This is a genomic window from Tumebacillus amylolyticus (genome assembly GCF_016722965.1).
Taxonomy (GTDB): domain Bacteria; phylum Bacillota; class Bacilli; order Tumebacillales; family Tumebacillaceae; genus Tumebacillus; species Tumebacillus amylolyticus.
This window is the reverse complement of record NZ_JAEQNB010000001.1, coordinates 566176-579394: the sequence shown is the minus strand read 5'-3', so window position 1 is coordinate 579394 and position 13219 is coordinate 566176. Positions and strand designations below refer to the sequence as shown.

Here is a 13219-nt window from a genome sequence, read left to right as displayed (position 1 = left end):
TACGTCAGACAATTATAACAAAGATTTCATAATTATAACAGAGTTTCCTCTTAAAAGCTGTATTGTCTTTTACTATGCCTTCGTATCAATTCAAAACGATACAAAAAAACCCCGGTCTACTTGTGAGTAGACCGGAGGTTTTGCTTTGAAGTCGGCTTGTTATTTCAAAGTATCGGAGACTCTTCTCGCCCAGTCCTCAACCCATGAGCGAGTGTGGCGAAGCTTACGCGTTCGTGCGGATACAATCGTTTGAAGATCCCAATGGCCTTGATTGTAAATAAGGTTGTGCAAGATCTCTTGGATGAGGTTGTGATTGTCTCTTGGATCGAGTGTTGTTGGATAGAGCACCAATGTGGAAAGAGAATGACCATCTGGCCTAGCAACCTCCAAGATGAAGAACAATCTCCTTTGGCGTCGCACACGAACCACTGCACACTTTCTACGGTCACCATTGGGCAGGTTTGAAAACCGACGCCCCAACGGGAGATCAACGATATTCGTATCAATTTCGAGATCAGGGCGAAGTGCGCGAAGTTTTTGTATCATGGCCAAAAACTCTCTCAATTCTCCGTGTGCTGCTCCTTGTGTAATCTCAAGGCTTTGAATGTCCACCGGCTGTGTTTTACCGCCAACGAAAGATTCATCTACGCTGGCGGTAACAAGTGCTCCGCCCTTCCCTAGTCTCTCGACATATGCGCCCCCTTGATGAATCACCCGAGAGCTCTCCGCTTCCCGCACGATTTCGGCTCGTTTGGAATATCCGACGACGGTCGGTTCGTGCGAAACAACCGGCTGGTGAGAATCTACTTTGGGGATCTCATCCACAATATCGTAACCCTCGTCATCAGGTCGCAGGATGCGTCGCTTTTTATGCCCCTGCTCGTAGGATTTCTCCTTGATCAACGGATGCCTGTAGATGATCTTTTGCAGGTCAAGATCGAGTCCGCCTATACGTAATACTTCCAATACCAGAACCTCGTTGCCTGACTCCAGTCCTCTGAACGTAATCGTCACGTTGTCGAGTCGGGGCACAACACATGAAAGTGGCGTCCCGTACTGGGGATGGTGACTTGCATAAGCCGCACTGAAAATGGATTCGTAGGATCGGAGGACATCCTGTTTTGAAATGATCCAAGCAACATGGTGTACAAAATCCTCTGTCAAAGAGGTAGCCGCAACCTCATTGGAAAATCGAATTCCCAACTTGCCCTCAATTTGATTGTATCGTTCCACTATGAAGGCCAACCCGTTTGGATGGAGCATCGCATTGCAGAGAGGCTTGTGCAGGGCAAATAATGCGCGGATCAGTTCAACATGTGGAATGTGAAATACACGGCCGCCAGATTCAAATGAGTGAACTCGTTGGTTGATCAACTCCGGATGGCGGTACAGGTAGTAGTTGAACGGCCTACATACTTGCAGGGCCGTTGAGGACCACGATCTCGCCTCAACAGGAATCGAAACTGTGTCTACCAGATCGGCCTTTTTTTGAGAGGAGAGAGGAACCCCGTCGTGGTAGGGCTCCCCGATTCGAAGCATTGGGAGTGTCGCCAATGGTCGGTCTATGGTAATGAGTTCGCCATCGCTCTCGAACCCGACTCGAATTCTCCAAGTGTTGTACTGGGTCTTTCGAACGTTTCCGAACCAGTGGAGTTTTACTGTTCGATTGGTTAACTGCCGATCATTAATTCGCAGTTTCACAGGGCGCTCCTTTCTGCAAAGGCTGGATCAATCATAGCATTGTGAATCTCTTGTTCGACCGCTAAACTGAGCGGCTGCCTGATTGCGGCAACTCTCAGAATCAGCCACTCTACCAGCTCTTCCCCTGCTTCCCGAATTTTTTGTACAGCCCAATGGATACGGCGAACATGAAATGCATCCTTTGATTCGCTCAACTTCGTCAGTGCTTTTTTGGTTTCGGGCAGTTTGTCCAAGTGTTGCTCAATTAGCGCTTTGCTTCGGACTCTTCTGGCAATTCCATGCAGAGTGATTCTGATCGGTGGGGTTTCTTGACGTAACTGTTGCGCGGCCTTATGGATCTGTTTCGAAAGACGGAGATCCCTAGCGCCCCAATCAATTCTCGCCTTTGACTGATTGCTATCCGTAGGCATTGGAGAATTCGCAGCCAGCCAGTCACGGCAATTTCGGTACAGCCAGCTATAGAGAGCATTGTCCTCTTTACGAAGCTGGGTAGTACCAGCATGTGGGTAGCGAGTGCGCAGGTCGACCCACTGCTTTTGCTTAATCTCTAACAGATCACATGGCTTCGAGGGCTCAACCATGACGCTAGGGATCGATTGCTTGGAATACTTGATCACTGTGTTTGGGTCAACACCCAACATACGAGCCGCTGCCCGATAGGAGAGTTTTTCGACGTGAATCAATTTTTCCAGTCGACTTTGCCAAACAGGCCCAAACTCCTTGATCCTTCCGATTCGAAAGCGATCGGTCTCTATAAGATCTGGCCCCCTGCGAGAGTACTGGAATCCGCAATTACACGTGAACGTCCCTACCGGCTTGCCCGTGTCGGTACACCTCGTGATTTTCAGATCGCTTACGATCGATTCACGAAAGTGATCTGCTGCATGGTTGAGGCACGGATAAGGGCTATCTCCAAAAGGGTTGTATGGGGTATGTATTTGGGAGGATATCGACTCCAAAGTCTCGCCCAAAAATCGGATAAGCAGCAAATGCCGGATCGGGTGGAACGCCCTTCGGTGTTTGCGAGTGATCGCTCGAAGCCAAGAATTCTCGCCCTCCATCGAAACCTCGGATTGTAGGATACGTAGGCATTCGTCACCATAAAAAGCCCGGAATTGTTCCGCCAGTTTCCTCTGGTACACGTGACTTTTGCCTCTTGCTAACTCTTGCTTCTGTAACAGGACCAAGTAAGTCTGACGGATGGCCTCTCGGTCAAACGTATAATCTCGTTGAACAAGTCGCTCAGCTTCTAAGGAGATTTCTTGCAGATGCTCCATTGTCTTGGGATCATATGAAATGATCGGAGCAAGTGACGGGCAAGTCTCTCGAGTCGCAGCGACGTAGTGATGCCTGTTGTCTGGTCGAAACGGAGCCAAACTCTTACGTAGGGGAACCCCATGCTTTGTACAGACCAGTACACCAGGAAGTTGGTGCGGGAGATGCCAATACATCTCCCCGTGGGTTTTCAAGTCCTCCTCTGCGCAAATCGCGCAGTACTCGAAGTACTTCTTATCTTTGAAGGTGCTCGCCATAACGCCCGTTAACATGTGCAAGGAACTGTCACGAGCGTTCGTTCTCATGGTCTCTTGGGCACGAGCCCTAAACTCAGGCAGTGCGAAGGATGTGTAGAATCTGAAAAAGGTATGTTGGGAGATCCAATCATCCGCTGTTTGTTTGATAAAATGCCGGACTCGCCCATTGATTTCTTCAAGGTTTGTAGGCAAGTCCGGCACAGCCAATTGTTTCTCATCACCGTAGAGGTCTATCATCGTTTGCTTGGGGCTCGCGTTATTGCAGTACAAGTGATATCTTGCGAACCAACTATACAGCAACTCATCCGGATAAAGCTGTGGAAAAAAACCAAGCATACACTTCCTCCTCAGATAGTAAACTCATGCAACGGCTCCACGACATAACCAGCCTCTACCAACGACTCATAGGCTGAGTGTTTGTGTTCCTTCCCTTTTTCCACGATGGCCTTCAATTCATTTTGTGGAGGTTGCTTGCGGGTTTTCTGCCTTTGTTGCTTTTGTACTTTTTGTTCCTCGATAAAGTCAATCGCTAGGGAAACCACTCTCGTAATGTTCTTCTCCCCACTCTCCTTGAGAACGTGAACAACCGCTTTTTCAGCCACTTTAGCTTCTACGTCCATGGTGAGCAGAGCATGGATTGCCTTTTCTGTAACGGAGGATTCGTATTGCTTACTTGCGTTTTCTTGTTTCTCTTTCTCTTTTTGGATGGTTGCTCTCAGATCGATTTTGCTTTGACGTGTTTGGAGACAAGAGGAAAGATCCATAGGCATGATGTCTTCATATTTCTCAATTTCGGAAAATGAGCCCGACCGCAAAGCGTTCAACATCGGTTGGACAAGTCTTAAATCCTCACGCGCAACCTGCTTTATCAGTGCAGGTGTAATCCTCTCACGCTCGGTCTCCATCGCACGCCCTTGAGAGAGAGAGTAGAGTTTGACAGCGATATCGACAATGCCCTGACTCTCATCATAGAGGGTTTTCTTCAATCCTTCGGTTAATTCAACACGCTCTCTTGTCCATTGGTAACGCCACATAGTTTCGATCAGCATGTCCCAGTCTTCATCAGGCTCCATCTGTTCCCAGACCATATCTCCTATACCACTGCCACGTCGTGCTTGGCGGAAATCCTGTTGGAGAATGGTTCGAGCCCTCATGGTCCCAATTAGAATCACAGGTATGCCGATCTCATTAATCAGAGAGACAAAAAAGTTCATCATTTGCTCTGAACCTTTCTCCTTAGCCGTCAACAAATGCTGGATCTCATCTATAACGAGGGCACCAATGCAATGAATGCGAGCAACAATTGCCATATTGGCGACCATCGAGTTTATCGTGTTGCGTCGTTGACCGTATTTCGGGTAGTAATTCGTTCCCAAAATGTCATCAATTTTGCGGTAGAAATCCATGCATAGAGATTTGAGTGAGCCGTCATGCGGACAGTTGAGTTTGAGCCAAACCAGTTGAATACGATTTACGGGGTGTTCATGCAAGATGCACTGCGGATAAAGAGAGAGGACTCGTTCAATGGCCGTTGTCTTTCCCATGCCCGAAAAGCCCATAAATGTAAGGCTAGAAGCAGTCGATCGCAACCCTGGAACCGGTACCCCGGTTAGCATTTGTACCTGTTTTGGATCAAGAGGGTTGCGAGAAATGTATCCTGAACGAATTAGGCTGGACAACTTTCTTTCCAAAGTAAGATGATCTGTGACTGGCTGAAAGAAGTGTTGCAATCGATACAGGGCTTGGTAGCGCAACTCGAGAGACAACATTCGCTCCGCTTCGTCGTATGGTTGGGTTCTTGACATCTCACGATAGGCTTCGCCCATCGAGAGAACAGGAGGTAGGGCTTCGATCAAGGGATTACCATCATATTCTGGAAGTTGCTGCTTTTTGTAAACTGCTTTCCACTGCAATTTCCGTTCCTCAAAAAGCTGTTGAACCTCATCACTCATCGCCTTTTCGCTCCTTTTCCCTACGGAGGAATTCTTTGATCGACGGTCGGCTAAAGTCCTCCTCTTCTTGCTTGGATGAAAACGGGATGATGTCTGCCTGCTTCTCCGCACGAGTAGGTTGAACAAATGACTCCTCTTTTCGCCGCTCTTCCCTCTCAACTTTTCGGTGTTCTTTTATGCTTTTCACCCGTTGCGCCTTACTGGATGTGTTTGTCTGACGCTTATTTGTCTCCTTGACGGCCTGTTTGACAATACTTTCTACATCCATCATGAAGTCAACTTTGGCCTGCAATTGAGTAGACTGATGTCCATGTTTCATCATTTTTTCTTTGGCAAGTAGATATCGGACCTCGTCGAGTGATTTGTTCTCGTATCGTTCAACGTACTCAAGCAAATGGCATTCTTCGAAGGTTTTAGAATTCTCATCCCATAGGTAGATGATTGAAACATTTCTTGGGTCATAGTGAACGGTCACCTTCCAACTGCCCTTCGCTCTTGCATTGGTGAACCATCCCTCTCGTAAGGCTCGATCACAACTGTACCGCATCTGCTCAAACTGAATTCCTTTAAAGGTGACCGTTGCTTTCCCGCGTGGCAATAGATGCATTCGAACTTGATCCTCAGGGTAGGAACGCAATTTCCCTGATCGGTTCTTAATTCCCCATTTCCAAATCTCAATGGGAATGGGTTCAACTCCATCGCGAATCATGTCTTCGTCACGAATGTATTCGTTAAGGTAATGCTTATTGTTATGGTATAAGACTTGTTTGATCATGATCTGGGTAAATTGTTCGATAGTAAGCTTTGCGGCAAGGCGGTAATCCTGTGAGCCCCGTTCACCGAAATCCTTTTCAACGTAACCAGGCAGAAATGGTTTTACCCTCTCTTGGTGTGTATCAAAATATTGTTCCACGATCCCCTTCATATCTCCGCGATAAGGGGCGGCATTCTCGACGTGGATATGAAAAGCGTTCATAAGACTTTCAACTTTGACTCCTTCGATCTCACCTCGGTCTGCTAACAAGATTTCGGGGAGGTACGTGCAAGGCCACATCTCTTCTTCGATGGGAATGCCGTGCTGCGCGCAGAACGATTTTTTGTCAAAAGCTGCGTTTGCAAGGGCCATCATAGCCCCCAACCAAGATGGACCTTCCAGTCCAATGTACATGCCCACAACCATTCGACTATACACATCAACAACCATATACATAATTGGCCGACCGATGATCCAGTCTGGGTTATAACGTGAGACCAAATAGACGTTCACAACAGTAGCGTCAATTTGAAATCTCGAACCCGGACCATAGGTTTCAAATGTTGATGAACCAAGGATAGCCCGATGATCTTTCTCAAATTTCGTCCTTCCTTCGCGGGCGATAATTGTGTCTTGCGCTTTATACTCTTTGTAGTACCAGTATTTGAACTGACGAAGTGTCGGTATCATGTTCAGATCATTGAGCAAGACTCGTTGAATACCGTTTTCGTAGTAGATATCGCTGGCAAAGAACTCCTTCACCATCATTTCATAGGCAGCAGGCAGGCTGTTTTTCTTCCTCGTTAAATAATATTTTTCCAGTGCGATACGGAAGGTTTTCTTGGTGCTTTCATCGACGTTTACCCCTTCCTCACCATAAATAGGCGGACGTCCACGCTTTGCCTCTCCTGCACTTTTCTCTTTCCCTTTTCCACCAGATTTATGATAGTTAGGTAAAAGTGCATTTGGTGTCTTACCAAGCTGCCAGTAACGTCGAAGATTCTTATAGACTGTAGGTTTGGTCGTGTTGTGTTGTTCCAAAAGCAACTTGACCATTTCACCACGGCGGTCCCTATCATAAACGTCTGGTTCCTGAGTTACCATTTCTGAAATTAGATTCCAAGCATGGTTCCGTTTTTCAAGATGGGCTGGGGAAACATCAGGCCCAATACGGGGAAAGTACGGATCTTCTTTGATTTTATGAAGATCCCCCAATACAATTTCGTCATTGATCTCACTAATTTTCCGTAGAACTGGGAAGGCGCTCTGGCTTTCTACATCGACTAAGTAACACTGAATTTGCTCAGGATCGATCCATAAAACTCGGTACGTGCATTCACCAGACTTCTCCTTTAGCAAGTCGTTTACCATGAACCTCATGTGGCCCACCTCGTTATGTGCTCTCGTTCTGTTCGAATCTGTATTTCTTCCAGCTTCATATGAAGGTTGATACGTTCACTCAAATTGATGGAGATTGTTTTTGCGATCAGCAGATGCTTAAAGCAAAGTAACGCAGCCCCCGACTCTAAAAAGTGCATTTGTTCAAACTCTCGGAATGCCTCAGAAAGTGTACTTGCTTTTGATTTCGAGAGATACCTCAGGAACTCTCCGGCGACTTCTTGAGTTTCCTCATCAACATGCAGATAACTTCGAATTGCCTCGAGGTTTCCACAAAGGACTGTGGGCATACCACGTTCTGTAGCGATCGCCCAACTAACATTTTTGGTCGCCCAGTATTCTCTCTCTATTTCGAATTTTTCAATGACACGAGGATCATTCAACTTTTCTGCAGGCTTTATTGTACGAGCAATATGGAAGACCTTGTTGTCCCTACGAAGTGTGATGAGGAAATCTGTTGTCATTACGAGCGGGGTTCGTGTTTTAACGTCAACTGAATGCTTGATGTTTTTCTGCTCTGCGATTTTCGTCGTCAACTCCCTCTCTAACGGGAATTGCTCTCTGATATCGATAACTTCGTCAAGCCAATCAAGAATATAGAAATAATCCCTTTCGATATCTGACATAAGGTGATGAGTACGGCCTATTTTATTTCCTGGGATACGGTGGGCTCTTGAGTTTGCCGGTACGTCCTGTACGGTTAACCAGGGTTTGTAATGCCTCCCTTCGCCAAGCCCTCTGCCTGCCTTTATGTACTTTGCAATTTTCTCCTCTGTCCATGTACGGTCGCGTTTTGACATACTACACCTCCATTTTTAACGCCCAATTAAAAAAAGACTGTTTGCCATGATTTTCTCATGGCAAACAGTCTCAGTAAAGAACTTTTTTGTCCGGTAAAGAACTTTTTTGACCAGTAAAGAACTTTTTTGTCCTAATACAGGAGGCCTTTTCCTTATTCTATTACCCTACTCCACCGTAACCGACTTCGCCAGATTCCGCGGGTTATCAACATCATTCCCACGAGCGACCGACGCGTAGTACGCCAGCAACTGCAACGGAATTACTGCCAAGATCGGAGCCAGGAACGGGTTCACTTTCGGGATGTGAATCACTTGGTCGACCGACTTCGCGATCTGTTGATCTCCGCTCCAAGCCAGTGCCAGCACGAACGCATCGCGTGCTTTTACCTCTTGGATGTTCGAGAGGGTCTTCTCGTACAGATCGTCTTGCGTTACCAGTGCGATGACCGGAATGTCCTCGACGATCAGCGCGAGAGTTCCGTGCTTCAGCTCCCCTGCTGCATACGCCTCGGCGTGCATGTAGGAGATCTCTTTCAGCTTCAGCGAGCCTTCCAGCGACACTGCATAGTCCAAGCCACGACCGATGAAGAACGCATGCTCACGGGAGCTCCATTCCTTCGCGAACGCTTGGATCGCCGGAGCGGTCTCCAGAACTTTCTCTGCATTCGCCGGCATGTCGCGCAGAGCGGTCAAGATCGCCGGAACTTCGGAAGCGCCGACCGATTCACGCTCTTGTGCCAACCAACCTGCAAACAGGTACAGCGCCGTCAACTGAGTGGTGTACGCCTTGGTCGAAGCGACGGAGATTTCCGGGCCAGCCCAAGTGAAGATTACATCGTCCGCTTCACGAGCAGCCGAAGAGCCGACAACGTTCGTGATCGCCAGAACGCGGGTGCCTTGTTCCTTCGCTTGACGCAGAGCAGCCAAGGTGTCGGCCGTCTCGCCGGATTGGGTGATGACGACCATCAGCGTGTTCTTCGACACGATCGGGTCACGGTAGCGGTATTCAGAAGCGATTTCGCAATCAACCGGGATGCGGGTCAGCTTCTCAATCGCATGCTTCCCAACCATCCCTGCATGCCAAGACGTGCCGCACGCGAGGATGTGGATGCGGTCGATGTCCTTGACGAAACCGGCCGGGAATTGCACTTCGTCAAACACGACCTTCGTACCGTCTTCGGAGATGCGGCCGGTCAGGGTGTCGGAGATTGCTTTCGGTTGCTCGTGGATTTCTTTGAGCATGAAGTGGTCGTAGCCGCCCTTTTCCGCAGCGGATGCCGACCAGGTCACTTCGTAGACTTCCTTCTGCGTCGGGGTGCCGTTCAGGTCGAACAGCTTCACGGAGTCTGCCGTCAGAACGGCGATCTCACCGTCGTCGAGGATGTACACGTTGCGGGTGTATTCGAGAATCGCCGGGATGTCGGACGCGATGAAGTTCTCGCCTTCGCCAAGACCGATTACCAGCGGAGATTGCTTGCGAACCGCAATCAGTTTGCCCGGTTCTTGCTTCGCCATGATCCCCAGTGCATACGCGCCGTGGATGCGCTTGGAGATCGCCAGCACGGTGTCGAACAGGTCGCCGGTCCACATGTCGTCCAGCAGATGTGCCACAACTTCGGTGTCGGTTTCGGACAGGAAGGTGTGACCTTTGGCAATCAGTTCTTCACGCAGGGTTTGGTAATTCTCGATGATCCCGTTGTGAACGATGGTGAAATTGCCGTTGTCGTCTTGGTGCGGATGCGCGTTGTTGTCGGACGGACGGCCGTGCGTCGCCCAACGGGTGTGCCCGATGCCTTGGTGGCCGGAGAGACGGTCTGCGCCGTCCACCAGTTCCGCCAAGTTCGCGAGACGACCCACCGATTTTTTCACCGCAACGTCGCCGTTTTCAAAAATCGCGATGCCCGCAGAGTCGTACCCGCGGTACTCCAACTTGCTCAACCCATGCAACAAAACGTCTTGCGCTTGCTTGTTCCCGATATAACCCACGATGCCACACATACTAAAAATCCTCCTCGTCGTTTGGAGGCAATAGGAAATTAAACTTGTGCCGTTGGCTACAAGCGCCCTGTGCCTCAACTCACTGAATTTTGTTAGTGTGTACCAAGAAGCGTCTCTTGTCCCGTCAGTCACCCAACGGATTTCGAAATGACGCTATGACGGTGTGGTACAACATCCCACCGGGAGGCATCCGCCGAAAAATCGATACTCCTCCACCTCGTCAACTGCCCGTGGTGTTTCTCCGCTCATACGGTGCAGTTCAGGCGCTTTTGAAAAAACATCACATCCACACAACTCTCCGCTGTGCCCCACATCACCTCCACTAAAGGTATCGTATGCCGGAAAAGAAAATGTGGGGAGCAAAAGCTCCCCCATTTTTATCTTTCGCCTTGTTCGCGGCGTACGATGTCTGCGATGTCGTTCACATACTGGCGCAGCGCTTCTTCCTCCGGGCCTTCCGCCATGACGCGAATCAGCGGTTCGGTGCCGGACGGGCGCACCAGCACGCGGCCGTCAGCCCCCAGGGCTTCCTCCACGCGTTGGATTGCCGCTTTGATCTCTGCATTCTCACTCCACCCGTCCTTGGTCGCCACACGGACGTTGACCAAGATCTGCGGGAAGGAACGCATGATCGAGCGAAGAGCGCTCAGCGGTTGTTTGGATTCTACCATAATATCCGTGAGATGCAGGGCTGTCAATAGCCCATCCCCCGTGGTGTTGTGCTCGAGCAAGATGATGTGCCCGGATTGCTCGCCGCCGATGGCAAAGCTCCCCGCACGCATCTCCTCCATGACATAGCGGTCGCCGACAGCGGTGATCTTCACGTCGATGCCCTGTTCGCGCATCGCTTTGTGGAACCCGATGTTCGACATGACGGTGGAAACGACCGTATTGTGCGTCAACGTGCCACGCTGCTTCATCGCTTTCGCCAGAATCGCCATGATGTAGTCGCCGTCCACGATCTCGCCCTTCTCATCGACTGCAATCAGTCGGTCCGCGTCTCCGTCGAAGCTCAAGCCGATCTGCGCCCCATAGCGCACCACCGCTTCCTGCACCTGCTCCGGATGCGTCGACCCGCAGCAGACGTTGATGTTCGTGCCCGTCGGTTCGGAGAAAATCTCGACGACTTCGGCACCCAGCGAGCGGAACAAATCCCCCGCCACATACGACGCCGCGCCGTTGCCGCAATCGAGCACGACTTTCACGCCTTCGAAAGAGTTCTGAACGGTCGATTTCTGGAAGTTGATGAACTGTTGATAGGTGTCCTGTTGCTCCAACAGACGTCCCACATGCTCGCCCGTCGGGCGCGGCAACTCGTCAACTGCTGCGTCCAGCAGACGCTCAAATTCCGCTTCTTGCTCGTCGGTCAATTTGAACCCGTCTCCGCCAAAAAACTTAATGCCGTTGTCCGGCACCGGGTTGTGCGAAGCGGAGATCATAACGCCTGCGTCGCAACCGAGTTTGCGGGTCAGATACGCCACGCCCGGCGTCGGGATCGTGCCCAGACGAATGACGTCAACACCGACCGACATGATGCCGGACACGAGGGCCGCGCCGAGCATCTCGCCGGAGATGCGGGTGTCCTTGCCAACGGCGATCTTCGGTCGCTTCTCGCCCGACCCTTGGGTCAGAACGTACGCGCCGGCGCGACCGAGTTTGTAAGCCAGTTCAGGGGTGAGTTCTTGGTTGGCAATCCCACGGATGCCGTCCGTACCAAAGTAACGTGCCATGTATGAAAATCTCCTTCGCTCTCAGAAGTCGAAATCGCTTTCGCAAAAAACAACGCAATACTCCTATTCTCCCATATCTTGCAGGGATTCTCAACCAAAAAAGTCCCGAGCCCGCTGTGGCGGGTCGGGACTCTTTTTCCTACTTCTTGAATTCAATGTTCATCTCGCTGGGCGTAATCGAAACCGCCTTGATGAAGTTCGGCGTCGTCACTTGCAAACGCACCGTATGTTGCCCTCCCGCTTGGTTCGTCGCATCGACGAACACTTGCAAGTCGGTGGGTTGCAGTTTGTCGAGCAGCGATTTCGCGCCTTCAAGGGTGACGGACACTTGCTCCGGTGTTCCGATGACTTTGTACGACTGCCCTTCCTTGAGCCCCATGACTTTCACCGGAATGTTGTCAAACGTCCGCGTCTCGGACTTCACAACGTTCACGGTGACTTCCACAATGTCAGGCTCCAGCGCGGTGATGCCGTCCACCAGAGGGAGCTTGATCTTCTGCGTCAGAGACTTGCTCAACCCCGTGAGATCGAGCACCGGCACGCTGTAAGAATCCAACGCCTCAAGCGCTTGCGGGTTGCCGTACGCCGTAACGCTTTGCGTCTGGGTGACGTTCTCCACCGCATAGCCCGGTGCGAGTTCGCCTTTGAACTGCAAGCCCAAAGGCAAGGACTTCGACGGGTGGTTGACCGGAATCGTCACGTCGGCGCGGTCGTGGTTGAGTTTCACGCCCTTGACCGCTTTGCCCGATTCGTCCATCGGAGTCAGCGGAACCGAGGTGTGAATCGACTCTTCGGCGTTGTCGAGCGAGATCGTCGCCACGACGGACGTCACGGTGCTCAGCACCGACTTCGGCCCGGAGACCACGACGCTTTTCGGCGAGATGACCGCTTCGCCGACGTTGAGCCCCTCCTTGGGCTTGCCTTCGGTGTTCAGCGTCACAGGGAACTCCTGCACGACGTTCGCTTCCAGTTTCACCGTGACGGTCGGGTTGTCCGAGACGACTCCCGACGGCAGCCCTTGGACGAACACCGGAACTTCGTGTGTGCCTTCGCCAAGTTTCGTTGCATCGGCGATGACGTTGATCGAGTCGTTCTGGGCAATCGTGTTCATGACATCAAAGCCCGGTCCGTGCAAGTTGAGTGTGACTTTGGGCTCGCCGTCGAGCGTGAAGTTGTGCTCGTCGTAGAGGACTTTGACCGGCTTGTCTCGCAGAGGCTGCGTAATCTGCACAATGCCCGTGGAGCCGATCGTGGAAGTCTCATCGCCGGAATGAACGATCAGCCAGAGCAAGACGGCGAGAATCGACGCGATGATCTTCACGACGGTGTTGTTGCGCAAGAGGCGGTCCATCAT

8 protein-coding genes are annotated in these 13219 nt (G+C 50.7%); all 8 read right to left on the bottom strand.

The annotated features are described in order from the left end of the window. Positions 1 to 159 precede the first annotated feature (159 nt). The gene (locus JJB07_RS02730; RefSeq protein ID WP_201630904.1) at positions 160 to 1701 is read right to left on the bottom strand and encodes a Tn7-like element transposition protein TnsE; all 1542 of its coding nucleotides are present in this window, start codon (positions 1699 to 1701) and stop codon (positions 160 to 162) included. Further along, positions 1698 to 3569, bottom strand: a complete 1872-nt coding sequence (locus JJB07_RS02725) for a TnsD family Tn7-like transposition protein (protein WP_201630902.1) — start codon at positions 3567 to 3569, stop codon at positions 1698 to 1700. Before JJB07_RS02725 ends, JJB07_RS02730 begins: the two co-directional genes overlap by 4 nt. Positions 3570 to 3580: 11 nt before the next feature. After that, complete coding sequence (locus JJB07_RS02720) at positions 3581 to 5185, bottom strand: ATP-binding protein (protein ID WP_201630900.1); 1605 nt, start codon at positions 5183 to 5185, stop codon at positions 3581 to 3583. Beyond that, positions 5178 to 7310, bottom strand: coding sequence for a Mu transposase C-terminal domain-containing protein (locus tag JJB07_RS02715; RefSeq protein ID WP_236587568.1), 2133 nt, complete (start codon positions 7308 to 7310; stop codon positions 5178 to 5180). The genes JJB07_RS02720 and JJB07_RS02715 overlap by 8 nt, the downstream gene beginning before the upstream one ends. A gap of 5 nt (positions 7311 to 7315) precedes the next feature. After that, a complete protein-coding gene (locus tag JJB07_RS02710; RefSeq protein ID WP_201630896.1) occupies positions 7316 to 8137 on the bottom strand; it encodes a TnsA endonuclease N-terminal domain-containing protein in 822 nt (273 codons plus the stop codon). A gap of 165 nt (positions 8138 to 8302) precedes the next feature. Then, complete coding sequence (glmS, locus tag JJB07_RS02705) at positions 8303 to 10135, bottom strand: glutamine--fructose-6-phosphate transaminase (isomerizing) (protein WP_201630894.1); 1833 nt, start codon at positions 10133 to 10135, stop codon at positions 8303 to 8305. Positions 10136 to 10512: 377 nt separating this feature from the next. Further along, positions 10513 to 11865 carry a phosphoglucosamine mutase gene (gene glmM / locus JJB07_RS02700; RefSeq protein WP_201630892.1) on the bottom strand — a complete coding sequence of 451 codons (1353 nt, stop codon included), beginning with the start codon at positions 11863 to 11865 and terminating at the stop codon, positions 10513 to 10515. 139 nt (positions 11866 to 12004) lie between these two features. Further along, on the bottom strand, positions 12005 to 13219 hold the full coding sequence (locus JJB07_RS02695) for a CdaR family protein (RefSeq protein WP_201630890.1): 1215 nt from the start codon (positions 13217 to 13219) through the stop codon (positions 12005 to 12007).

Coding starts and splice junctions, on each gene's coding strand:
- JJB07_RS02725 (WP_201630902.1), bottom strand. CDS start 3,569: ATGCTTGGTTTTTTTCCACAGCTTTATCCGGATGAGTTGCTGTATAGT.
- JJB07_RS02720 (WP_201630900.1), bottom strand. CDS start 5,185: ATGAGTGATGAGGTTCAACAGCTTTTTGAGGAACGGAAATTGCAGTGG.
- JJB07_RS02715 (WP_236587568.1), bottom strand. CDS start 7,310: ATGGTAAACGACTTGCTAAAGGAGAAGTCTGGTGAATGCACGTACCGA.
- JJB07_RS02710 (WP_201630896.1), bottom strand. CDS start 8,137: ATGTCAAAACGCGACCGTACATGGACAGAGGAGAAAATTGCAAAGTAC.
- glmS (WP_201630894.1), bottom strand. CDS start 10,135: ATGTGTGGCATCGTGGGTTATATCGGGAACAAGCAAGCGCAAGACGTT.
- glmM (WP_201630892.1), bottom strand. CDS start 11,865: ATGGCACGTTACTTTGGTACGGACGGCATCCGTGGGATTGCCAACCAA.
- JJB07_RS02695 (WP_201630890.1), bottom strand. CDS start 13,219: ATGATGGACCGCCTCTTGCGCAACAACACCGTCGTGAAGATCATCGCG.